We start from the raw sequence: 22099 nt of genomic DNA on the forward strand, positions 1-22099 counted from the left end.
CACGCCCCGATGTCTGAACAACAAGCGATTACTCGGCTTCGCCGTTGCGGGTCAGCCACAGCGACAGCGCCTTCAGCGAGTCGTCGGTAAATTCATCGCAGCGCGTGGTGATCTCTTCCGGCGTCATCCAGATAATCTCATCCACTTCCTCTTCCTGCATGGCGAACGGACCGTGGGAAACGCAGCTGAACAGACCGCCCCAGACGCGGCAGTGCTCATCTTCGTAATAAAACAGGCCGTGCTCCGCAAACGGCACGGCCGCAATGCCCAGCTCTTCTTCCGCCTCACGACGGGCGGATTCCAGCATCTCTTCACCGCTCTGCACGACGCCGCCGGCGGTGGCGTCCAGCATGCCCGGCATGAAATCTTTTATCTCGGTACGTCGCTGTACCAGAATTTTACCCATGCCATCGTGAACCACGATATAGGTAGCCCGGTGTCGTAAACACTGGGCCCGCATCTGTGCGCGGCTGGATTGGGCGATAACCTCGTTGTCTTCGTTAACGATATCGACCCACTCAGTGCCTGGCTCTTGCTCCACCATCCGTATCCCTTTTTGTTCTGGCGCTTTGCGCCGTTTGGTCATTATTATTCGCGGCGCAGCGCGGTCCGCCTAAATTAATGATTAACGCCCCGCGACGCAATCATCAATTTGTGCGCATTCAGTTCAGGCCAGTCTGGCCGATTCCGCCAGCCACAGCTGAACGGACGCGCGCTGCCACTGGAAGTGCGCATAGTCGGCAATCCGCTGCGGTACGGCATCCCCGTGCAGAACCAGACGGTTCAGCATGACGGCAAAATCGGTGTCCGCAAGGGTCCATTCCCCGAACAGATTCTGCTGTCCTTCGGGCAGCAGACGCTCGGCGGCGGCAATCAGCGTTTCGGCAGCGGCCTGCCCTGCTTCGTCCAGGGGGGCCAGACGCACACCGGCGAACAGCACGTCCGTCGGGCGCTGCTGGCGAATGGGCATAAAATCACTGCGCAGCCAGGCCTGAAGCTCGCGCGCTCTGGCCCGCTTTTGACGATCGCGTGGATACAGGCGCTCGTACTCCGGCGCCGGGAAGCTGTCTTCCAGATACTCAGCGATCGCCGACGATTCCGAGAGCAGGAAATCATCAATCTGCAGCGTCGGAACGCGACGCGTGAGGGATATCTCCCCGTAGGCCTGTTCGCGATGTTCCTGACTGGCCAGATCGACGCGTTTCAGCGTAAATGGCAGCCCTTTCTCACTGAGCGCGACGTAAACTGACATCACATACGGACTGAAAAAGTTAGCATCTGACCACAGAATGATATTCGGGTGACTCATCGGGCGTCCTTCGACGTTACGGATTGAAACACCTGTTTAGCTGGTTTTTCGGCCGAAGGCAAACATCTCGTGTGAGCCGGATAGCAAATCAGAATGGCAGCAACCCCTGGCACGATTTATCCAGCCAGAATGCACTAAAAAACCATTGTTATCAGCCATCGTGCGCATTATCACAGGTGGTAAAGCTATCTTGTCCTATGCTGAAAGTGACCGTCACTGCGACTTACTGAAAAGGATAAACAGCATGCATATTCTGCTTACCGGCGGTACCGGGCTGATCGGCCAGCCGCTCGTTGCCCGTCTGCTTCAGTCCGGTCACGAGGTCAGCGTGGTCACCCGCGACGTTGCCGCCGCGCGGGGAAAACTCGGCGAGAAGGTCCGGCTGTGGTCCGGGCTTGAGAAACAGCGCGATCTCAACGGCATAGATGCGGTGATCAATCTGGCCGGCGAGCCGATTGCCGCGAAACGCTGGAGCGAGACGCAGAAACAGCTGCTGTGCCGCAGCCGCTGGCAGATAACCGAACGGCTGGCCGCGCTGATCGCGGCCAGCAGTTCCCCGCCCGCCGTGCTGATATCGGGGTCCGCCACCGGTTTTTATGGCAATACCGGCGAGCTGGTGGTGACCGAGGACGACCCCGGCCACGATGAGTTCACCCACCGCCTGTGCGATACCTGGGAGAAGCTGGCGATGCTGGCTGCAGGTGAGCACACCCGCGTCTGCCTGCTGCGTACCGGCGTGGTGCTGAGCCGCACGGGCGGCGCGCTGGAAAAAATGAAGCTGCCGTTTAAGATAGGCGTCGGCGGGCCGCTCGGCAGCGGCAAGCAGTTTTTGCCGTGGATCCATATCGACGACATGCTGAATGGCATTCTCTGGCTGCTGGAGCATCCGGCACTGAGCGGGCCGTTTAACCTGGTTGCCCCCTATGCGGTGCGCAACCAGCAGTTCGCTGCCGCGCTGGGTGAAGCGATGCATCGCCCGGCATTTATGCGCACCCCGGCCAGCGCAATCCGCCTGCTGATGGGGGAGTCTGCGGTACTGGTGCTCGGCGGTCAGCACGTACTGCCGCAGCGCCTTGAGGCGTCCGGTTTTCGCTTCCGCTGGTATGAGTTAGATCGGGCGCTGGCAGAGGTAATTGGCAGTAAAAAATAACCCCCTGACGGTTAACAACCGGTCTTACGCAGGCCAACGCACCCGACAGCCACTTTACAGGCCAGAGCAGGATTGCACGATGAATAACACGGAGTTAAGCAGGGGATCGGGGTTAGCAGGGGAAAGCCTCACGCGGCCTTCCCCTGTCAATGGGTTACTTCAGTGCGCCGGATAAAAACTGCTGCAGGCGGGCGCTTTTCGGGTTGTTAAACAGCTCGTCCGGCGCGCCCTGCTCTTCAATTTTCCCCTGATGCAGGAAAATCACGTGGCTGGAGACATGGCGGGCAAACTCCATCTCATGCGTCACCACCACCATGGTTTTCCCCTCTTCCGCCAGCTTTTGCATAATGCGCAGCACTTCGCCGACCAGTTCAGGATCCAGCGCCGAGGTTGGCTCATCAAACAGCAGCACTTCAGGCTCCATCGCCAGCGCGCGGGCAATCGATACGCGCTGCTGCTGGCCGCCGGAGAGATGCACCGGGTATTTGGCGCGCGCACGCTCGTCAATGCCCACCTTATCCAGATAGCGGATCGCCCGCTCGCGCGCTTCGCTTTTGCCCAGCCCCAGCACCTGAATCGGCGCTTCCATAACGTTTTCCAGCACCGTCATGTGGCTCCACAGGTTGAAGTGCTGGAACACCATGGTCAGCCGGGTACGCAGGGTGCGCAGCTGCTCTTTATTGGAGACTTTCAGCTGGCCGTCTTTGTCACGCACCAGGTGAATGTTTTCATTGTTGACCGAGATGGTGCCTTCGCTGGGCTTCTCCAGGAAGTTAATGCAGCGCAGGAAGGTACTTTTCCCCGAACCGGAAGATCCGATAATACTGATCACATCGCCGGCATTGGCCTGAAGCGATACGCCCTTGAGCACCTCATGTTCACCATAGCGTTTGTGCAGTTCGGTAACGCTTAATTTATTTTCAGCCATAGTTTACTCAGTGTGACGATGAAGGTTTAACGTGTGCCAGCCAGCGTTTTTCCGCTTTGCGGAACAGGCTAATCAGCACATAGGAAATAATCAGATACAGCACCGCCGCCAGTCCGAAGGCGATAAACGGCTGGTAGGTTGCCGAGTTAATATCGCGCGCCACTTTCAGCAGGTCCGGCACGGTCGCGGTAAACGCCAGCGCCGTGGAGTGCAGCATCAGGATCACTTCATTACTGTAGGCAGGCAGCGCGGTGCGCAGTGCCGAAGGCATGATAATGCAGCGGTAAAGCTTAAAGGTGGAGAAACCATAGGCGCGCGCGGCTTCAATCTCACCGTGCGGCACCGAACGGATCGCACCGGCAAAAATCTCCGTGGTATAGGCACAGGTGTTCAGCGTGAAGGCCAGCAGCGTACAGTTCAGGCCGCTGCGGAAGAACGCATTCAGCATCTCGGTGCCCTTCACGATCTCCAGCGTGTACATGCCGGAATAAAATACCAGCAGCTGCACGTACAGCGGCGTACCGCGAAACACATAGGTAAACAGCCACACCGGGAACCACACGGCTTTGTGCTGCGACACGCGGGCAATGGACAAAAACACCGCCATACAGCCGCCGATCACCACTGATATAATCAGCAGCCACAGGGTCATTGCCACGCCGGTAAAGCGATAGCCGTCGGTCCACAGCAGGGCTTTCCAGTATTCCTGAACAATCTCAATCATAAATCAGCCCTTTTCACACCCACGGTATAACGACGCTCCAGCCACCACAGCACGCCGTTAGACAGCGTGGTAAAGATCAGATAAATCACCCCGGCGACGATGGCAAAGTAGAACGGCTGCCAGGTGGTTTTGCCCGCCAGCTGCGTCGCTTTAACCACGTCTTCCAGCCCGAGGAGGGAAACCAGCGCGGTTGCCTTCAGGATCACCTGCCAGTTGTTGCCGATGCCCGGCAGCGCATAGCGCATCATGCCGGGGAACAGCACGCGGCGGAAAGTTTGTGAAGAGGTAAAGCCATAGGCGGTAGCCGCTTCAATCTGACCCTTAGGCACCGCCATATAGGCACCGCGGAAGGTTTCAGTAAAGTAGGCTCCGTAAATAAAGCCGAGCGTGATAATCCCGGCCACCATCGGGTCGATATCAAACTGCCCGACGCCCATCAGGTCGGTAAGGTGGTTCAGAACGATTTGCAGACCGTAGAAGATTAACAGCATCAGAACGAGGTCAGGCACGCCACGAATAAGCGTGGTGTAACCTTCAAAAATCATCGCCAGCGGACGGTTACTGGAGAGTTTAGCCCCGGCACCGATTAACCCCAGCACGACCGCAAGCACCACCGAGCTGAGTGCCAGCTCAAGCGTCACCATCGCGCCTTTAAAAATGACTTCAGAATAGCCATACAGCATAAATATTATCCTGTCGTAGTGGTCAAAAATGCAGCCTCACCGCAAGCACAGTGAGGCTGGCAGACAGGGACTACTTAATCGCCGTATACATTAAAGTCGAAATATTTTTTTGCCAACTTATCGTAGGTACCATCTTTACGAATTTCGTCGAATGCCTTATCGATCGCTGCTTTTAACGCCGGATCGTCTTTACGCATGCCCATACCGGTACCAATACCGAAGATTTTTTCATCTTTCACTGACGGACCGGCAAACGCATAGTCCTTACCGGCAGGCTGCTTCAGGAAGCCTTCGCTGGCGGCGACTTCATCCTGGAATGCGGCGTCGATACGGCCCGCGGTCAGATCCTGATACACCAGGTCCTGGTTTGCGTAAGGCGTTACGGTTACGCCTTTTGGACGCCAGTTATCGTTGGCGTAGGTTTCCTGGGTGGTGCCCTGCAGCAGGCCGATGTTTTTGCCCTTCAGCGACTCCAGCGTCGGCTGGATTTTAGAGCCTTTTGGTGCGATCAGACGGGAGTCCGCCGCGTACAGTTTTTCTGAGAAGGCGATCTCCTGCTGGCGTTTTTCGGTAATTGACAGGGAGGAGATGATGGCGTCAATTTTCTTCGCTTTCAGCGACGGGATCAGCGCATCAAAATCGCTTTCCACGAAGGTACATTTGGTTTCCATACGCTTACAAATTTCGGTGGCCAGATCGATATCAAAGCCAACCAGCTGCCCCTGGGCATTTTTCATTTCAAACGGAGCATAGGTCGGATCGGTGCCGATGCGCAGCGTTTTTGGACCGGCAGCAAATGCGCTGCCTGCTGAGGTGATAGCCAGCAACAGGGAAAGAGCCAGGACCTGCTTTTTCATAGATTACCCTCGAGTCGTCTTATTATAGGATTCGTGATGTTTGTCCACGCAGTTTGTTTTGCAGATTTCATGCCACATTTTGTGGCAATCTCCGCTTTTTTCAGCGTGTTAAGCAGGGCAGCGTAAATGCCCGGTTTGCTGGGGAATATATAGCAGGTTTGAAAGGACTTAGCGGCAACAATGTTTCACAATGGTGCAACATCTGCACGAAATGCGATTCAGCACCAACATTTGTACCATGATGGTGCAGTGCACCATCGGCTATGCACCCTGCCAGCGCGTGAACAGATCGTGGTCGAGGGTGATATCAAACTGGTCGAGCACGCGGTTCACCGTCTGGTCGACAATCTGCATGACATTTTCAGGGCGGTGATAAAACGCCGGCACCGGCGGCATAATGATCGCCCCCAGCTCCGCCGCGGTGGTCATCATCCGCAGGTGGCCGAGGTGCAGCGGCGTTTCGCGCACGCAGAGCACCAGTCGGCGACGCTCTTTCAGCACCACATCGGCCGCACGGGTCAGCAGGCCGTCGCTGTAGCTGTGAACAATACCGGAAAGGGTTTTCATCGAGCACGGCAGGATCGCCATGCCGTCGGTTTTGAACGATCCGGAGGAGATGCTGGCGGCAATATCGCGCGCATCGTGGACCACGTCGGCCAGCGCCTGCACCTCACGCAGCGTGTAGTCGCTTTCCAGCGCCAGCGTTTGCCGCGCGGCCTGACTCATTATCAGATGCGTCTCCACATCGCTGACCTGCTGTAACACCTGCAGCGTGCGAATGCCGTAGATCACACCACTGGCACCGGAGATGCCGATAATCAGTCTTTTCATACCAAATCCTTAAAAAAAACGGGCCGGAATTGCTTCCGGCCCATCTTACCTGCTTACACCCCGAAGCGCTTAGCCTTCGTTATGAATTTCCAGGTTTTCGACTTCGTTCTGACGCGCCATCGCTTTGGCATCGTCGTTACGCAACGACTGCAGATACTCAAGGTACTGCTGATCGACGTCTTTGGTCACGTAAATACCGTTGAACACCGAACACTCGAACTGGGCGATATCCGGGTTCTCTTCCTTCACCGCTTCAATCAGGTCGTCGAGATCCTGGAAAATCAGCGCATCAGCACCGATCAGCTGGCGGATCTCCTCAACTTCACGACCGTGAGCAATCAGCTCGGTGGCGCTTGGCATATCGATGCCGTAGACGTTAGGGAAGCGAATTTCCGGTGCCGCCGACGCCAGGTACACTTTTTTCGCACCGGCTTCACGCGCCATTTCGATAATCTGCTCGGAGGTGGTACCGCGGACGATAGAGTCATCCACCAGCAGCACGTTCTTGCCGCGGAACTCAGCGCGGTTAGCGTTCAGCTTACGGCGAACCGCATTACGGCGCAGCTGCTGCCCCGGCATGATAAAGGTACGACCCACGTAGCGGTTCTTCACAAAGCCCTGACGGTATGGCTTATCAAGAATACGCGCCATCTCCAGTGCGATATCGCAGGAGGTTTCCGGGATTGGGATCACCACGTCGATGTCCAGGTCTTCCCACTCGCGGGCTATTTTCTCACCCAGCTTGGTGCCCATGCGCACGCGTGCGCTGTACACCGAAATCTTATCGAGGAAGGAGTCCGGACGCGCGAAGTACACGTACTCGAACAGGCACGGGTTAACCTTCGGGTTCTCAGCGCACTGGCGGGTAAACAGCTGGCCTTTTTCCGTCACGTAAACCGCTTCGCCAGGGGCGACATCGCGCAGGAATTCAAAGCCCAGCGTATCCAGCGCCACGCTCTCAGAGGCCACCATATACTCGGTGCGGCCATCAACCAGCGCGCGCTTGCCGATCACCAGCGGGCGAATGCCGTTAGGGTCGCGGAAGGCAACCAGACCGTGGCCGATGATCATCGCCACGCAGGCATAGGCACCGCGTACGCGCTGATGCACGGCGGCAACGGCGGAGAAGATGTTTTCGGCTTCCAGCGGATCCTGTTGGAAACGGTCCACTTCCTGCGCAAAGATGTTCAGCAGGATTTCAGAATCCGACGTGGTGTTAACATGACGGCGACCGGTTTCAAACAGCTCTTTACGCAGCTCGTGCGCATTGGTCAGGTTGCCGTTATGGGCCAGTGTAATCCCGTAAGGAGAGTTCACGTAGAAGGGCTGGGCTTCAGAAGCGCTGGAGCTTCCTGCCGTCGGGTAGCGCACGTGGCCGATACCCATATTACCCTGCATACGCTGCATGTGGCGGGCTTCAAATACATCGCTGACCAGACCGTTTGCTTTACGCAGGCGGAAGCAATTTAATGCATCGATGGTCACGATGCCTGCGGCATCCTGCCCACGGTGCTGAAGCACCGTTAACGCGTCATAAATCGACTGGTTGACCGGCATGAAACCGGCGATCCCGACAATACCGCACATATTGACATTTCCTCATAGCCGCAACCCCGGTGCGATTACCGGGGCAAAAAACTCGACGTGCTCTTCAGGTAGTCAAAGAACCACCCGATGATGTAACTGAACTGAGGGATTAACTTCGACTGCTGCCAGTCGAGGCTTTTGGAAAAGCCGGTGAATGTGTCGAGGAAAAACAGCATAGCGGCCACAATCAGTACGCCACGCAGTGCCCCAAAACAGACGCCCAGCACTCTGTCGGTACCCGACAGGCCGGTTTTCTCAACCAGCGAACCAATTACATAGTTAACGATTGCGCCCACGATTAAGGTGGCAACAAATAACACTGCAATGGCGATTCCATTCCGAATCAGCTCGTCTTCAAATCCTGTGAACCAGACGGCAAGATAGGAGAAGTAATGACTGGCGACAAAGAATGCGCACCCCCAGGTCACGAGAGAAAGTGCTTCCCGAATAAACCCACGGATCAGGCTAACCAGAGCCGAAAAAGCTATAACCGCAATAATGACGTTATCTATCCAGACCATGAACTCTTCCAGTGACAGTAATCGTGAAAACGCCCCTGCATCCAGTTCGGGGCGAATTCTAACAGAAAAAGAAAACGTTTGCGTAGGGTTTTCCTGCGTCGTTTTAAATAAACGAAAACGCTGAAAAAACCGGCGGAGGGCGACATTCCTGCCGCTCACGACGCCAGAATGCAATTCGTTGATTTGCTTTATATCAGGTTGCTTTCGGCCAAACGCAGGCCGGTGCCACGCCGTCAATCAACGGGTGGCACCTGTTGCAGTGATTGCTGATTCCGCTCAGTGGCGGTTAGCGCGCACCCCAGGCTTTGACGACGCCGCCAAGACCCGAAATGCCCTGCAGCTCACCGACCGAGGCCTGCATTTTGGCTTTCGATGCATCCGGCCCGACGTAGATGCGGGTTATCTGCCCGGCAACCGGCGTCGCCGGCACGGTGAATGCACGATAGCCGGAAAGCCGCAGCTGCGCGACGATTTCGTTCACCTTGGCCGCATTTTTCAGCGCGCCGAGCTGGACCACCCAGGCCTGGCCGGACGGTGCCGTTTCAGCCGGTGCCGGTTTCTCCGCCGGAGTTTCCACCTTAGGCTGAGTTTGAGGCTGCTGCTGCTGCTGCTGCTGCTGCTGCTGCTGCTGCTGCTGCTGCTGCTGCTGCTGCTGCTGCTGAACAGGAGGCTTCTCAACCGGCTTCGGTTTTTCCACCGGTTTCGGCTTCTCTACCGGCTTCGGCTTCTCAACCACTTTTGGCGGCTGTTGAACCGGCTGTTGCTGCACCGGGGGCGGCGAAACCAGCGTCGGCTGATTGTTCGACTTCGGCGCGGTCGATCCGCTGTCGGCCTGCGAGGAGTTCTCCCCGTCGGCACGGCCTATCGCCTCACCCGCCCCTTCCGGCGGCTGCGCTGGCAGCGACTGCGTCACCGGCGGCACCAGATCGGTCTCCTGCTGGTCGCCCGGTTTCGGCACCAGCGGGATCGCCGCGAACTCTTCCTTATAGTGCTTCTTTTTACCATCCAGCAGGCCGGGCAGCACGATAACGCCCAGCGCAACAATAATAACGGTGCCGACTAAACGGTTTTGAAACTTACTTGCCACTGCCGTTCTCCGTTGCCATCGTTTCCATTACGTGCGCGACCGTGTGGAATGACCCACACACCAGCACAATGTCCTGCTCCGCCGCCTGCTGCAGCGCCTGATGCCAGGCATCCGCCACGGAATCAAACGTCTGCGCGCCGTTAAGATGGGCGCTGAGCTGGCCGGCGGAGGCACCCCGCGGGCCTTCCAGCGGCGCGCAGTACCAGTAATCTACCTGCGGACTGAGGCAGGCGAGCGTTCCGGCGATATCTTTATCATGCAGCATCCCGACCACCGCATGAACCTTCCCGCGCTGCGGCAGTTCCGCCAGCCGCCCGGCAAGATACGCGGCCGCGTGTGGGTTGTGCGCCACGTCCAGAATCACCTGCGGCGAGTGCGCTACGGTCTGGAAGCGGCCGGGCAGGATCGCCTGATGCAGGCTGGCGCGAATCGTGGCTTCATCCACCGGCAGCCCCGACGCCCGCAGCGCCGCCAGTGCGGTAGCCGCATTCGGCAGCGGCACCTGCGGCAGCGGCAGATTTTCAATACTGCCATTAGCATCGCGGAACGACCAGCCGCCTTCGGTCAGGCTAAAGGACCAGTCGCGACCGCGCTGGTGCAGCCGTGCGCCAACCTCCCGCGCCACGTCGGCAATCGTTGACGGCATATCCGGTTCCCCGACGATGGCCGGTTTACCCTGGCGGAACACCCCGGCTTTTTCGCGGCCGATGCTTTCGCGGTCCGGGCCAAGCCAGTCAACGTGGTCCAGCGCGATGCTGGTGATTGCCGCGACGTCGGCATCAACGATGTTGGTCGCATCCAGCCGTCCGCCCAGCCCCACTTCGAGGATCACCACGTCCAGCTTCGCCTGTTTAAACAGCCACAGCGCAGACAGCGTGCCGTATTCAAAATAGGTGAGCGACGTCTCTCCGCGCCCGGCTTCAATGGCCGCAAACGACGCGGTGTGCGCCGATTCGGCCAGCTCTTCGCCCTGAATACGCACACGTTCAGTGTAGCGGATTAAATGTGGAGAGCTGTACACGCCAACGCGATAACCGGCGGCCATCAGCACGGTTTCCAGCGTGCGGCAGGTGGTGCCCTTGCCGTTAGTACCGGCAACGGTGAAGACCTTCGGGGCGGGTGTTAACAGATCGAGTGAGGTGGCAACCCGGCGGATACGGTCCAGCCCGAGTTCGATAGCCTGAGAGTGTAAATGCTCAAGATAATAAAGCCACGCGGCAAGAGGCGACGTGGCTTGAGGAAGATTATCCATGTGTCCCGTTCACAAAGTTACGGTTCATTGGTGAAAGAGGCCCGAAGACCTCTTTCTCATCATCGGTCAGGCCTCTTGGCTCTGCGGGCCGGTCGCTTCGGCCTCGTTGACTTCTTCTTCCTGCGGAGCAGGCAGATTCATCATTTTAGCCAGCAGGCTGGCCAGTTTGAAGCGCATAACCGGGCGGCGAATGATCAGGTCGATCGCGCCTTTTTCAATCAGGAACTCGCTGCGCTGGAAGCCCGGCGGCAGTTTTTCACGCACCGTCTGCTCGATAACGCGCGGGCCGGCAAAGCCGATCAGCGCCTTCGGTTCAGCAATATTCAGATCGCCCAGCATCGCGAAGCTGGCAGACACGCCGCCCATGGTCGGGTCGGTCAGCACCGAGATATACGGCAGACCGCGCTCCTGCATCTTGGCCAGTGCAGCACTGGTTTTCGCCATCTGCATCAGCGACATCAGCGCTTCCTGCATACGCGCGCCGCCGGAAGCGGAGAAGCAGATCATCGGGCAGTTATCTTCCAGCGCCTGCTCAACCGCACGCACGAAGCGCGCGCCAACCACGGAACCCATTGAGCCACCCATAAAGGAGAACTCAAACGCCGCCGCCACGACCGGCATCCCGTGCAGGGTGCCTTTCATCACGATCAGCGCGTCGGTTTCGTTAGTCTCTTTCTGAGCAGCCGCAAGACGATCTTTGTATTTTTTGGAATCCCGGAACTTGAGCACATCTTTTGGTTCCAGCTCGCTGCCCAGTTCAGTCGTTGAACCTTCATCCAGCATGCTGTTCAGGCGGTCACGACCGTGCATACGCATGTGGTGATCGCATTTCGGACAGACTTCCAGATTACGCTCCAGCTCGGCACGGTAAAGAACCTGCCCGCAGCTGTCACACTTGGTCCAGACGCCTTCAGGAATGCTTGCCTTACGCGATGGGGTGATTGTGCTCTTATTGAGAATTCGTTCAATCCAGCTCATTGATGACCTTTCTGTTTGAACCTGGTTTCCCCGCAGGGTAAGCCAGTTTTTCTTTTTTGTGCCGCAAATATGCCAGCGGCACAAACCATAAATTGTCGCTCATTAAACCATAACCGCCCGTGACTGTGGATAAAAATCTGGTCGGACGGGTATCGCCTGATGATTTCTGTTACTGCTGTTTCTGCTGACGTGCCGCGCGGCGGTGACGCCACACTTCGATTACGCCCGGCAAAATGGACAACAGGATAATCGCCACAATCAGCAGCTTAAGGTTTTCCTGCACCATCGGCATGTTACCAAACAGATAACCGGCATAGGTAAACAGCAGCACCCACAGCAGCGCGCCCGATACGTTGTAAAGGGCAAAATGACGATAGGACATTTTGCCCATTCCGGCCACAAATGGCGCGAAAGTTCGGACGATCGGCACGAAGCGAGCAAGAATAATCGTTTTCCCACCGTGACGCTCGTAAAAAGCGTGCGTCTTATCAAGATAGCTGCGGCGGAAAATCTTCGAATTCGGATTGCTGAACAGCTTATCGCCGAACAGCCGCCCAATCGTGTAGTTCACCGCATCGCCGATAATCGCCGCGACCACCATCAGCGCCACCATGGTATGAACGTTAAGGTCATTGCCCGGCAGTGCGGCCAGCGCCCCGGCCACGAACAGCAGCGAGTCTCCCGGCAGGAACGGCGTGACCACCAGCCCGGTTTCGCAGAACAGGATCAGGAACAGAATGGCGTAGACCCACACGCCGTACTGTGCCACCAGCTCCGCAAGGTGGACGTCGATATGCAAAATGAAATCGACAACGAAACGAATCAGTTCCATAAAGGCTTCCTTTAGAAATCCAGGCCAGATTAATCCCCGAGGAACAGCGGTCCCATCGGTGGACGTGGTAAAGCAAAACGATCGGGGTAATCCACCGCGACCAGATACAACCCTTCCGCTCGCGCCGTGGCGGCCGCCAGCGTGCGATCTTTCGCCGCTAACAGCTCGGCTATCCAGCCTTCATGCTGATTGCCGCAGCCCACTTCCATCAGGCTGCCGACGATATTGCGCACCATATGGTGCACAAAGGCGTTGGCTTTGATATCGACCACCACGTAGGCGCCGTGGCGGCTGACGTTGAGATGCATCACGTTACGCATCGGCGTGCGCGACTGGCACTGCACGGCGCGGAACGAGGTGAAGTCGTTCTCGCCCAGCAGGCACTGACCGGCACGCTGCATTTTTTCCACGTCCAGCGGATGATAAAAATGGGTCATTCCGCCGCCGAGGATCGCCGGGCGCAGCCGCTGGTTATAAATCACATAGCGGTAGCGCCGCGCGGTGGCGCTGAAGCGCGCGTGGAAGTCATCCGGCACCGCATGAACCCAGCGCACGGCGATATCGCCCGGCAGATTCGTGTTTGCGCCGAGCGTCCACGCCGCATCCTTACGCTGGACGGTGGTTTCAAAATGCACCACCTGCCCCGTGCCGTGGACGCCCGCATCGGTCCGACCGGCGCAGAACACCACTACCGGATGGTTGGCCACTTTTGACAGCGCCTTCTCCAGCTTTTCCTGCACGCTGCGCACTTCGTTCTGTCGCTGCCAGCCATAGTACTGGCTGCCATCATATTCAATGCCCAGTGCCAGCCTGTACACCGGCTGCGGCACGTTGATGTCCGACATCAGTACATATACTCCTGCACCAGCCTCTCGGCCGTTTTCACCGCCATCAGCGCGCCGCCGAAGCGCACGTTGTCGGCCACCGACCAGAACTGCAGCAGTTCAGGAATGCCGTAATCGTTGCGCAGGCAGCCGATGCTCAGGTGCGCGCTGCCGGAGGCGTCGCCCACCGGGGTCGGATAGTCCGTTTCATCGGTGACGTTGATATCTTCCGCTTCCAGCAGGATTTCCCGCGCCTCTTCCGCAGAAACCGGACGCAAATTCTCGATATGTACGATCTGGGCATTGCCATAGAACACCGGTGCCTGCACGGTACTGACCGCAATCGGCAGGCCTTCGTCCTGCAGCACCTTGCGCACCTGCTCCACCAGCTGACGCTCCTGCGCCACGCTGCCTTCGGCATCGGGCAGCAGCGGCAGCAGGTTGAACGCCAGCTGGCGGCCAAAGTGGCTCTCTTCCACCGGCATGCCGTTCAGCAGACGGGCGCTCTCACCGGCCAGCGAATCCACCGCCACCTTACCGTGGGAGGACACTGCCAGCAGGTTAGTCACCTGCAACCGGCCCAGGCCGGCATTATCCATCAGCGGCTTGATTGCGCTCAGCAGCTGGCTGGTTAAGCCGTCCGCCACGGTGACGATATTGCGGTTGCGGTAGTCGGCCAGCACCTGTGGATTGACGTCCGGCACCACCAGCGGCACGTCCGGCTCCAGCGCGAACAGATCGCTGCTGTCAATAACCAGGCATCCGGCGTTGGCGGCATCTTCCGCGTAGCGGGCCGAGGCGTCACGACCGGCGGCGAAAAAGGCCAGCTGCACCTGTGACCAGTCAAAGTCTGCCGCATCGGTCACCCGCACTGATTTACCCTCGAAGCGCCGCACTTCACCCGCGCTGCGCTCGCTTGCCAGCAAATACAGCTCACCAACCGGGAACTGGCGTTCAGCCAGTAATTCCAGTAAAGCTCCCCCTACTGCGCCTGTTGCGCCCAAAAGCGCGATATTCCAGCCGTCAGACATGTTGGTTTACTCCAGATAATGACATAAAAAAAGTGCGGTGTCGGAACACCGCAATGTTTCAGAATACTTCCCATAAAGGGAGAGGAACGCACGGTTTTACAAATACTTACTCACCGGTCGCATTAAAACCCAGCTTCGCCAGCAGCGAGGCCGTTTCGGCGTTATCGCACTGTACCCGCAGCGATGACCATTCACGGCGTTCCAGATAGTTCTTCCGCAGGCGGTCAAACTCACCCGGAATGGCGGCCACATGGCGCAGCGGTGCGTCATCGCGGCGCACATCATACACCAGATGCACCAGACGTTTCAGCGTTGGCTGATCCAGCTCGCCACGCAGGGTTATCGTGCCGAATTCCGGGGCGGGCAGCAGGGTATCCAGCGACACCTGCTGCGGCTGGCCGATAAACTGCGTCCAGGCTTCAAATACCTGGGTAGTGCCGCGCGCCTTGCCTTCCAGGGTGTACCCTGCGATATGGGCGGTGGCGATATCGACTTTATCCAGCAGCGGCAGCGACAGTTCCGGCTCCGGTTCCCAGACATCCAGCACCACGCTCAGATCGTCACGCTGTTCTAACACCTTCAGCAGCGCGGCGTTGTCTACCACCGGGCCACGGCAGGCGTTGATCAGGATAGCGCCGGGTTTTAACGCCCTCAGCAGCGCTTCATCGGCAATGTGCAGCGTCTGATATGGCCCCTGCTTGAACAGTGGGGTATGGAAGGTGAGCACGTCCGCCTCTGCCACCAGGGTGGAGAGCGGCAGGAACTCGCCCGCATCACCGCGATCGGCGCGCGGCGGGTCGCACAGCAGCGTGCGGATCCCGAGCGCTTCCAGCCGTGCCTGCAGCCGGCCGCCCACGTTACCCACGCCAACAATACCGACGGTGCGGTCTTTCAGCAGGAAGCCGTCGCGCTCGGCCAGCAGCAGCAGAGCGGAGAATACGTATTCCACCACGGCAATGGCGTTACAGCCGGGTGCCGCAGAGAAAGCGATATCCTGCTGGCTGAGGTACTCCTCGTCGATATGATCGGTGCCGGCCGTGGCCGTGCCAACAAACTTAACCGGCTTACCGTCCAGCAGTGCGGCATTCACTTTGGTGACCGAACGCACCATCAGGCCGTCGGCATCATCCAGCTCCGCCGCCGGGATCGGGCGTCCGGGAACGGCAACCACGGTGCCGGTGCGGCTGAACAGTTCGCGCGCGTAGGGCATATTTTCATCAACGAGGATTTTCACAGGGGGTATCCAGTCAGGCTCAATAAGGAGCGCTATTCTGCCATAAAGCCCCCTGCTGAATAACCCCCCGTTTGCCCGAAAGCCGCACCGTCAGATGCGCTGGCGATAGCGCTCCGGCGTGGTGCCGGACTGCTGCTGAAACATCACAATCAGTGCCGATGCCGAACTGTAGCCCAGCTCCAGCGCCACGTCCTGGACGCTTTTGTCCTGCTCCAGCAGCGCCACGGCGTGCAGAAAGCGCAGCCGCTGCCGCCACTCGCTGAACGACATCCCCAGCAGCGCCTGGCAGCGGCGCGACAGCGTGCGTTCGGTGGTGTAGACGCGCCTGGCCCACTGCGCCAGCGTGGTGTTATCGCCCGGATTCTGCTCCAGCGCCTGCAGGACCGGCGCCAGATATTTATCGCGGGTCGACGGCAGATAGCTGGGACCGATCTGCGCCTGATGCAGCTGATCCAGCAGCACCTCGCCCAGGCGACGATCCTCCTCCGTTTCCGGCAACGGCAGCTCGCGCGCGGCGAAATCATCCATAATGGCATGAACAATCGGGCTGACTCTGAGCAGGCAGGCGCGGTCAGGCAGCCGATCGCACAGCGAACCGGCAATGTTCAGCGTGCGGAAAAACGCCTGCTTGTGGTTATAGCTGGCGTGCATCTTGCCCGGCGGGATCCAGATAGGAATATTGGCCGGGGTCAGCAGCCGCTCGCCCTCCACCTGCATCTCCAGCACGTTGTATTTAACGAAGATCGCCTGGCCCCAGCTGTGGCTGTGGGGCAGATACTCCGTCTGCGCATTCGCCAGCTCATAGCGGAAAAACAGCCTCATCCCGGCGGCATTCTCCGGCGGCGTGTAGGTCAGTTGCTGAATCATCTTGTCCGGTCCCAGAGCAATAATGTCTGATTATCGTTATTTGTTTTTAATGAGACAAGTTTACACTTTGCCCCCTCTGGACTGTAAAGACAATAACGCGAGAATCTGATGAATTTTATGTTTCCCCTGCTGGCCGTGCTGATCTGGTCAGTTAATGCCATCGTCAGCAAAATGTCGGCCAGCGCAATCGACCCTGCGGCGATCTCCTTTTACCGCTGGCTGATTGCCCTGGTCGTACTGGCCCCCTTCGCGCTGCCCGGCGTCTGGCGGCACCGGCAGCAAATCGCGCAGGTCTGGTGGAAACTGCTGATCCTCGGCCTGCTGGGCATGGTGCTGTATCAGAGCCTGGCGTACTTCGCCGCGCACAGCGTCAGCGCGCTGTTTATGGGCATTCTTAACGCGCTGATCCCGCTGCTGACCGTGCTGCTGAGCATTTTTATTCTGCGGCTGGCTCCCACCGTGGGCATTCTGCTGGGCAGCGTGCTGTCGTTTGGCGGCCTGGTGTGGCTGGTCAGCCAGGGCAATCCGGCACAGCTGCTGACCCACGGCATGGGCAAAGGTGAACTGATGATGTTTGCCGCCTCCACCTCCTATGCGCTGTACGGCGTATTAACTAAACGCTGGGCGATACCGCTGCCGAACTGGCAGAGCCTGTGGATGCAGATCCTGTTTGGCGTCATCCTGCTGACGCCCGGTTTCCTGATGGCGCCGGATGTGTCGCTGAATATGCACAATATTCCGCTGGTGCTGTTTGCTGCCATTCCGGCCTCCATCGTCGCTCCGTTCGTCTGGATCCAGGGCGTAATGCGCCTGGGGGCCAGCACCGCCAGCATCTTTATGAACCTGGCTCCGATTTTTACCGCGATTATCGCCGTGGCTTTCCTGCACGAAACCCTGCAGAGCTATCACTTTATCGGCGGCGGCGTTACCCTGCTTGGCGTGATCCTCGCCCAGCAGCTGCGAATGCCGCTTACGCGCGGCCTTCATGATAAAAAACAGGGATAATACGCCTTATTCCCGCCCGGTGACCTTTCGATCGCCGGGTGGGATTGTTATCATGTGGCATTAATTTCTCTGTTACGGCACGCCCCGGAACCCGACTGAAGGATTTTTGCCATGCAACCGTTAAGTGGCCCCGGAGCGCCATCCCCCGGCGATCGTCCGACGATCGCGCCCCTGTCCGACGCACCGCGCACCGCCTCCGGCGACCAGCCGCTCTCCCCTGCCCAGCGCACCACGCTTGAACGGCTGATCGTCAGGATCATGTCCCTCAGCTCGCTGAAATCCGTGGAGCTGTGGGCCGGGCTGCGTCATGAAGTCGGCGTGAAGAACGATGCCGGACTGCTGGCCCGCCATTTTCCTCTGGCCGAACAGTTCCTGAATACCCGTCTGGCGCAGGTGCAGAATACCCACGCTACCCGACAGCTGCAGCAGCAGCTGACCGAACTGCTGCCCGCAGGGAATAACCGCCAGGCGGTGAGCGACTTTATCCGCCAGCAGTTTGGCCAGACCGTGCTCAGCTCGCTGAACCCCGATCAGCTGCGCCAGGTGTTGACGATGCTGCAGAACGGACAGATGACCATTCCGCAGCCGCAGCAGAACCGGGTAACCGATCGCTCCCTGCTGCCGGCCGAGCATCAGGCGCTGAATCTGCAGATCGCCCGCCTTGCGGCCGCAACCGGCGAGTCGCCGGTCAAACTGTGGGCCGCGCTGATGAAGGTGGTGAACCTGCAGAGCGGCGATCCGATCCCGTCACGATTTTTCCCGCTGCTGACCCAGTATCTGCAGGTCAGCCACACCCTCAGCCAGCACGGCAGCCCCACGCTGAGCCAGCTGATCGCGGCGCTGAAACAGCCGCCGGACGCCGCCGAACTGCGTCTGCTGGAGGATCACTGCCAGCAGCGCTTCCACGTGCAGCCGCTGACGCTACTGAGTACCGCGCAGGTGCAGGACCTGCTGAATGCGCTGTTTAAACATCGTGCCGCCCAGCTGCGGGCCGGGGGGGAAATTGCACCGCAGCCGCTGTGGAGCACGCTGCCGCCCGTGCTGCAACCGTTCAGCCGCCGCCCGGTGTTCACCGCATTTTCGCTGCTGCTGCTGGTCGTGCTGCTGCTGTGGGCCCTGCTGTAACGGCATCATAAGGATCCTCACCTGAAAGACGCATTTAGCAGCCGCAGTCGGGCAGCATGGCCGCTTTCGGCCAGCGGCCCGGCGCGTCACCGGTCGCTACCGGATGACCGTCCCGCAGCCAGAAGTCCAGCCCGCCGATCAGCTCTTTCACCTTAAACCCCGCCGCCGCCAGCTTCCACGCACCTTTGGTGGAGCCGTTGCAGCCGATACCGTCGCAGTAGGTCACGTATACCTTGCTGCGATCGAGCGCCGCCAGGGTTTCGGCGGTCATGGTGCGATGCGGAAAGCTGATGGCCCCGCAGATATGCCCGGCCTGATACTGCTCCGGGGAACGCGTATCGATCGCCACAATCTCTTCGATCCCCTGCGCTAAATCCTGCGCCAGATCCCAGGCATCGGCATACCAGGCCAGCTTTTGCCGCAGATGGGCTTCGCTCTGTTCCGGTGTCATTGGGGGAAACTGTAAAACGGCAGATGATGTCATCATAATTATCCTCTTGAAGTCAGTGCTGGCATGATAGGGCGAAATTGGCCTTAACAGTAAGACCATTACCCGACGAGGGATAAGACCCATATGCCACACAACGCCGTACCTTATCTGGCACTGCTGGGCCAGCAGCAGGCCGCCACGCTGCGCGAACGCGTCTGCGCCATGCTGCGTGAGGCGATCCGCAGCGGGGCTCTCGGCAGCGCGGCACGCCTGCCCTCTTCCCGCCTGCTGGCGCAGGATCTGGCGGTATCCCGCGTGACGGTCGAAGCGGCCTATGCCCAGCTGGAGAGCGAGGGCTATCTGACCCGGCAAACCGGGCGCGGCACCTTTGTTGCACATGACCTGCCCGCCGTGAACCGTCGGAAGGTGAAGTCACCCCCGGTGCAGCTTTCCACCCGCGGCCGGCTGATTTATCGCGGCGGCGGCTGCGATGACCCGCAGTTTCCGCAGGCGTTTGCCGCCGGTTCCCCCGACCTTCATGCCTTCCCGCACCGCACCTGGCGACGGCTAATGCAGCAGCGGCAGCGGCTTGAGGGGGAAAAACTGATGCGCTACGGCGACCCGCAGGGCTTGCCGCAGCTGCGGGCGGCGGTGGCAGACTACCTCGGCCAGTCGCGCGGCGTCAGATGCAGCGCCGACCGGGTGATGATCCTCACCAGTTCGCAGCAGGCGCTGCAGATGATTGCGCTGCTGCTGTGCGACAGCGGCGATCCGGTATGGCTGGAGGAACCCGGATACGCCGGTGCCTGGCACGCCTTTCGCAGCGCCGGGGCGCGCGTAAGCGGTATCAACGTGGACGATCGCGGGGCAGTGCCCGCTGCGGAAGGCACGCCGAAGCTGGTGTACCTGACGCCCTCCCACCAGTATCCCACCGGAGTGACTCTTGGGCTGCCGCGCCGGCTGGCGTGGCTGGACTTCGCCCGCCGCAGCGGCTGCTGGTTGGTAGAGGACGACTACGACAGCGAATTTCACTACGACCGCAATCCCCAGCCTGCGCTACAGGGGCTGGAGGACAACGCGCGGGTGCTGTACGTCGGCACCTTCTCCAAGGTGCTGTTTCCCTCGCTGCGGCTGGCCTATCTGGTAGTGCCCGACGCGTTAATCGAGCCGCTTTGCCGCCTGCGCAGCATGATGGACGGACACAGCGCGCAGCTGATGCAGGCGGTAACCGCCGATTTTATCCAGCACGGTCACTTCGCCGCCCACCTGCGGCTGATGCGGCAGCTGTACGGCAGCCGTCGCGATCTGCTGTGCCGGGAGCTGGCGGATAAACTGGGCGACAGGCTGACGCCGCTGGCACATCAGGGAGGCTTACAGCTCACCGTGCAGTTAAACCACGGCGGTGAGCAGCGGCTGACGCAGCAGGCCGCCGCGCAGGGGCTGCTGCTGCCGCGCCTGTCGCCGCTTTATCATCAGCCGGGCAGCAAGGCGCGTGAGGGATGGATACTGGGATATTCGGCGTTGCAGCCGAACGAAATCACTCAGGCGGTCGCTAAGCTGGCGCGCCTCAGCTACTGACAGCGCTGCGGGCAAAGCTGAAGGTCACGGCAATCCCCAGTGCCGCGCAGGCGGCCCCGGCCAGAAACACTGAACCGTAGCCGAAGGTGGTGGCAAGGATGCCGGTCAACGGACCGCTGGCACCGTAGGCGATGTCCTGGAAGGCGGAGAATCCGCCCAGCGCCGTGCCGCGCACCTGCGGCGCGACCCGTTTCAGCACCTCAACGCCCAGCGACGGGAACACCAGCGAACAACCGCAGCCGGTCAGCGCTGCACCGGCCAGCGCCACCCAGCCGTTCGGCGCAACGCCCAGCAGCAGCAGGCCCAGCGCCTCAACGCCCAGTGAGATCAGCGCAACCCGCGCGCCGCCCAGCCGGTCCGGCAGCCCGCCGAAGAAAATTCGCACCATAACAAACGCCACCCCAAACGCGGTGAGCGCAAATCCGGCATTGCCCCACAGGCGATCGGCAAAATAGAGCGAGGTAAACGTGCCGATCACCGCGAAGCCAGTGCCCTGCAGCGCCAGCGCGCAGCCGGGCTGCATAATCTGCCCCACCACTTTCCACAGCGAGGGGCGTTCTCCCCCCAGCACCGGCACCGGCCGGATGCTGACGTTAATCAGCAGCGCCACCAGCGGCAGCAGGATCGTCGCCGCACCCAGCGCCATAAAGCCCCACTGACTGTGCAGCATCAGGCCCAGCGGCGCACCGGCCGCCAGCGAACCGTAAATCGCCATGCCGTTCCACGACATCACCTGGCCGGAGCGCTTCGCCCCGACCAGCCCCATTCCCCAGGTCAGGTTGCCGGTCAGCAGCAGGCTTTCACCGAAGCCCAGCAGCAGCCTGCCCGCCACCAGCAGCGCAAACTTTCCGGCCACCGGCAGCGGCAGAAAAGCCGCCAGCAGGTAGGCTACGCCCACCAGCGCCAGCGCCAGGATCCCCTGCACGGTCGTGCGCTTGGCACCGCGCTGATCCGCCAGCCTGCCCGCATAGCCGCGCGTCAGTAAGGTGGCGAAAAACTGAATACCGACCGCGATGCCGACCATCACGTTGCTGAGGCCCAGCTCCTGGTGAACGTACAGCGGGATCACCGGCAGGGCCAGCCCGGCGGTCAGATAGGTAAGAAAAACGGCAAACGAAATCCGCGCCAGCTCGCGGGTAGCCTGCGCGGGGCGCGCTTCAACACTGACCGACATGCTTACGACTCCTGAGGAAAACCCACGCTGCCCGCAGAGGGTGGAGCGACTTCGTGGAATTTTTTTTTCAAAGATGAAAATATTGGCTGTTA

At 59.6% G+C, this 22099-nt stretch carries 23 protein-coding genes; 4 read left to right on the forward strand and 19 right to left on the reverse strand.

Features of this window, described 5'->3' with window-relative positions; genetic code table 11:
• Positions 1–28: 28 nt before the first annotated feature.
• The gene (gene yfcD, locus PGH32_RS11495) at positions 29–544 is read right to left on the reverse strand and encodes an NUDIX hydrolase YfcD (protein ID WP_314420789.1); all 516 of its coding nucleotides are present in this window, start codon (positions 542–544) and stop codon (positions 29–31) included.
• A 123-nt stretch (positions 545–667) separates the two neighbouring features.
• Entirely contained in the window at positions 668–1309 is a 642-nt protein-coding gene (gene yfcF / locus PGH32_RS11500; protein ID WP_337894081.1) for a glutathione transferase, read from the reverse strand.
• Between the two features lie 244 nt (positions 1310–1553).
• On the opposite strand from yfcF, the gene PGH32_RS11505 reads away from it, so the two are divergent.
• Entirely contained in the window at positions 1554–2459 is a 906-nt protein-coding gene (locus tag PGH32_RS11505; RefSeq protein ID WP_337894082.1) for a TIGR01777 family oxidoreductase, read from the forward strand.
• Between the two features lie 154 nt (positions 2460–2613).
• Here PGH32_RS11505 and hisP read toward each other — a convergent pair whose 3' ends face one another.
• The 15 genes from hisP to PGH32_RS11580 form a co-directional block, all read right to left on the reverse strand.
• Positions 2614–3387: a histidine ABC transporter ATP-binding protein HisP gene (gene hisP, locus PGH32_RS11510; protein ID WP_314420793.1), complete on the reverse strand. Its 774-nt coding sequence runs from the start codon at positions 3385–3387 to the stop codon at positions 2614–2616.
• A 7-nt stretch (positions 3388–3394) separates the two neighbouring features.
• Positions 3395–4111: an ABC transporter permease gene (locus tag PGH32_RS11515; protein ID WP_314420795.1), complete on the reverse strand. Its 717-nt coding sequence runs from the start codon at positions 4109–4111 to the stop codon at positions 3395–3397.
• Positions 4108–4794, reverse strand: coding sequence for a histidine ABC transporter permease HisQ (locus PGH32_RS11520; protein ID WP_314420797.1), 687 nt, complete (start codon positions 4792–4794; stop codon positions 4108–4110). The genes PGH32_RS11515 and PGH32_RS11520 overlap by 4 nt, the downstream gene beginning before the upstream one ends.
• 74 nt (positions 4795–4868) lie before the next feature.
• On the reverse strand, positions 4869–5651 hold the full coding sequence (argT, locus tag PGH32_RS11525; RefSeq protein WP_314420800.1) for a lysine/arginine/ornithine ABC transporter substrate-binding protein ArgT: 783 nt from the start codon (positions 5649–5651) through the stop codon (positions 4869–4871).
• Positions 5652–5912: 261 nt separating this feature from the next.
• Positions 5913–6482, reverse strand: a complete 570-nt coding sequence (locus PGH32_RS11530; protein WP_314420801.1) for a UbiX family flavin prenyltransferase — start codon at positions 6480–6482, stop codon at positions 5913–5915.
• 69 nt (positions 6483–6551) lie between these two features.
• The gene (gene purF, locus PGH32_RS11535) at positions 6552–8069 is read right to left on the reverse strand and encodes an amidophosphoribosyltransferase (RefSeq protein ID WP_314420804.1); all 1518 of its coding nucleotides are present in this window, start codon (positions 8067–8069) and stop codon (positions 6552–6554) included.
• Between the two features lie 35 nt (positions 8070–8104).
• Complete coding sequence (cvpA, locus tag PGH32_RS11540; protein ID WP_105591244.1) at positions 8105–8590, reverse strand: colicin V production protein; 486 nt, start codon at positions 8588–8590, stop codon at positions 8105–8107.
• Positions 8591–8876: 286 nt separating this feature from the next.
• On the reverse strand, positions 8877–9677 hold the full coding sequence (dedD, locus tag PGH32_RS11545) for a cell division protein DedD (protein WP_337894083.1): 801 nt from the start codon (positions 9675–9677) through the stop codon (positions 8877–8879).
• Complete coding sequence (gene folC, locus PGH32_RS11550) at positions 9667–10929, reverse strand: bifunctional tetrahydrofolate synthase/dihydrofolate synthase (RefSeq protein ID WP_337894084.1); 1263 nt, start codon at positions 10927–10929, stop codon at positions 9667–9669. Before folC ends, dedD begins: the two co-directional genes overlap by 11 nt.
• A gap of 66 nt (positions 10930–10995) precedes the next feature.
• Positions 10996–11907 carry an acetyl-CoA carboxylase, carboxyltransferase subunit beta gene (gene accD, locus PGH32_RS11555; RefSeq protein ID WP_314420811.1) on the reverse strand — a complete coding sequence of 304 codons (912 nt, stop codon included), beginning with the start codon at positions 11905–11907 and terminating at the stop codon, positions 10996–10998.
• A gap of 169 nt (positions 11908–12076) precedes the next feature.
• A complete protein-coding gene (locus PGH32_RS11560) occupies positions 12077–12739 on the reverse strand; it encodes a DedA family protein (RefSeq protein ID WP_314420812.1) in 663 nt (220 codons plus the stop codon).
• Positions 12740–12768: 29 nt separating this feature from the next.
• Positions 12769–13584 (reverse strand): tRNA pseudouridine(38-40) synthase TruA, encoded by an 816-nt coding sequence (gene truA, locus PGH32_RS11565; RefSeq protein ID WP_314420814.1) that lies wholly within the window; start codon positions 13582–13584, stop codon positions 12769–12771.
• Positions 13584–14594 (reverse strand): aspartate-semialdehyde dehydrogenase, encoded by a 1011-nt coding sequence (locus tag PGH32_RS11570; RefSeq protein ID WP_314420815.1) that lies wholly within the window; start codon positions 14592–14594, stop codon positions 13584–13586. The genes truA and PGH32_RS11570 overlap by 1 nt, the downstream gene beginning before the upstream one ends.
• A 106-nt stretch (positions 14595–14700) precedes the next feature.
• Positions 14701–15828, reverse strand: a complete 1128-nt coding sequence (gene pdxB, locus PGH32_RS11575; RefSeq protein ID WP_337894085.1) for a 4-phosphoerythronate dehydrogenase PdxB — start codon at positions 15826–15828, stop codon at positions 14701–14703.
• A gap of 90 nt (positions 15829–15918) precedes the next feature.
• Entirely contained in the window at positions 15919–16695 is a 777-nt protein-coding gene (locus PGH32_RS11580) for an AraC family transcriptional regulator (protein WP_314420818.1), read from the reverse strand.
• A 108-nt stretch (positions 16696–16803) separates the two neighbouring features.
• On the opposite strand from PGH32_RS11580, the gene PGH32_RS11585 reads away from it, so the two are divergent.
• Together PGH32_RS11585 and flk are read left to right on the forward strand one after the other, a co-directional pair.
• On the forward strand, positions 16804–17700 hold the full coding sequence (locus PGH32_RS11585; RefSeq protein ID WP_337894086.1) for a DMT family transporter: 897 nt from the start codon (positions 16804–16806) through the stop codon (positions 17698–17700).
• 111 nt (positions 17701–17811) lie between these two features.
• Positions 17812–18825 (forward strand): flagella biosynthesis regulator Flk, encoded by a 1014-nt coding sequence (gene flk, locus PGH32_RS11590; protein ID WP_337894087.1) that lies wholly within the window; start codon positions 17812–17814, stop codon positions 18823–18825.
• A gap of 34 nt (positions 18826–18859) precedes the next feature.
• On the opposite strand, the gene PGH32_RS11595 is transcribed toward flk, so the two are convergent.
• On the reverse strand, positions 18860–19312 hold the full coding sequence (locus PGH32_RS11595; RefSeq protein WP_337894088.1) for a rhodanese-like domain-containing protein: 453 nt from the start codon (positions 19310–19312) through the stop codon (positions 18860–18862).
• A gap of 87 nt (positions 19313–19399) precedes the next feature.
• On the opposite strand from PGH32_RS11595, the gene pdxR reads away from it, so the two are divergent.
• Complete coding sequence (gene pdxR, locus PGH32_RS11600) at positions 19400–20833, forward strand: MocR-like pyridoxine biosynthesis transcription factor PdxR (protein ID WP_337894089.1); 1434 nt, start codon at positions 19400–19402, stop codon at positions 20831–20833.
• Here the strand turns inward: pdxR and PGH32_RS11605 are convergent.
• Positions 20823–22007, reverse strand: coding sequence for an MFS transporter (locus tag PGH32_RS11605; protein WP_337894090.1), 1185 nt, complete (start codon positions 22005–22007; stop codon positions 20823–20825). The two genes, pdxR and PGH32_RS11605, sit on opposite strands and share 11 nt — an antisense overlap.
• Positions 22008–22099 lie beyond the last annotated feature (92 nt).

This window comes from Erwinia sp. SLM-02, assembly GCF_037450285.1.
Lineage (GTDB): Bacteria > Pseudomonadota > Gammaproteobacteria > Enterobacterales > Enterobacteriaceae > Erwinia.

Bases quoted from the DNA above. Each gene is read 5' to 3' on its own strand.
- PGH32_RS11595 (WP_337894088.1), bottom strand. From the start codon at position 19,312: ATGATGACATCATCTGCCGTTTTACAGTTTCCCCCAATGACACCGGAA.
- truA (WP_314420814.1), bottom strand. From the start codon at position 13,584: ATGTCGGACATCAACGTGCCGCAGCCGGTGTACAGGCTGGCACTGGGC.
- purF (WP_314420804.1), bottom strand. From the start codon at position 8,069: ATGTGCGGTATTGTCGGGATCGCCGGTTTCATGCCGGTCAACCAGTCG.
- yfcF (WP_337894081.1), bottom strand. From the start codon at position 1,309: ATGAGTCACCCGAATATCATTCTGTGGTCAGATGCTAACTTTTTCAGT.
- PGH32_RS11560 (WP_314420812.1), bottom strand. From the start codon at position 12,739: ATGGAACTGATTCGTTTCGTTGTCGATTTCATTTTGCATATCGACGTC.
- accD (WP_314420811.1), bottom strand. From the start codon at position 11,907: ATGAGCTGGATTGAACGAATTCTCAATAAGAGCACAATCACCCCATCG.
- PGH32_RS11585 (WP_337894086.1), top strand. From the start codon at position 16,804: ATGAATTTTATGTTTCCCCTGCTGGCCGTGCTGATCTGGTCAGTTAAT.
- yfcD (WP_314420789.1), bottom strand. From the start codon at position 544: ATGGTGGAGCAAGAGCCAGGCACTGAGTGGGTCGATATCGTTAACGAA.
- PGH32_RS11505 (WP_337894082.1), top strand. From the start codon at position 1,554: ATGCATATTCTGCTTACCGGCGGTACCGGGCTGATCGGCCAGCCGCTC.
- PGH32_RS11605 (WP_337894090.1), bottom strand. From the start codon at position 22,007: ATGTCGGTCAGTGTTGAAGCGCGCCCCGCGCAGGCTACCCGCGAGCTG.
- PGH32_RS11515 (WP_314420795.1), bottom strand. From the start codon at position 4,111: ATGATTGAGATTGTTCAGGAATACTGGAAAGCCCTGCTGTGGACCGAC.
- PGH32_RS11580 (WP_314420818.1), bottom strand. From the start codon at position 16,695: ATGATTCAGCAACTGACCTACACGCCGCCGGAGAATGCCGCCGGGATG.
- PGH32_RS11530 (WP_314420801.1), bottom strand. From the start codon at position 6,482: ATGAAAAGACTGATTATCGGCATCTCCGGTGCCAGTGGTGTGATCTAC.
- argT (WP_314420800.1), bottom strand. From the start codon at position 5,651: ATGAAAAAGCAGGTCCTGGCTCTTTCCCTGTTGCTGGCTATCACCTCA.
- flk (WP_337894087.1), top strand. From the start codon at position 17,812: ATGCAACCGTTAAGTGGCCCCGGAGCGCCATCCCCCGGCGATCGTCCG.
- hisP (WP_314420793.1), bottom strand. From the start codon at position 3,387: ATGGCTGAAAATAAATTAAGCGTTACCGAACTGCACAAACGCTATGGT.
- folC (WP_337894084.1), bottom strand. From the start codon at position 10,929: ATGGATAATCTTCCTCAAGCCACGTCGCCTCTTGCCGCGTGGCTTTAT.
- cvpA (WP_105591244.1), bottom strand. From the start codon at position 8,590: ATGGTCTGGATAGATAACGTCATTATTGCGGTTATAGCTTTTTCGGCT.
- PGH32_RS11520 (WP_314420797.1), bottom strand. From the start codon at position 4,794: ATGCTGTATGGCTATTCTGAAGTCATTTTTAAAGGCGCGATGGTGACG.
- PGH32_RS11570 (WP_314420815.1), bottom strand. From the start codon at position 14,594: ATGTCTGACGGCTGGAATATCGCGCTTTTGGGCGCAACAGGCGCAGTA.
- pdxR (WP_337894089.1), top strand. From the start codon at position 19,400: ATGCCACACAACGCCGTACCTTATCTGGCACTGCTGGGCCAGCAGCAG.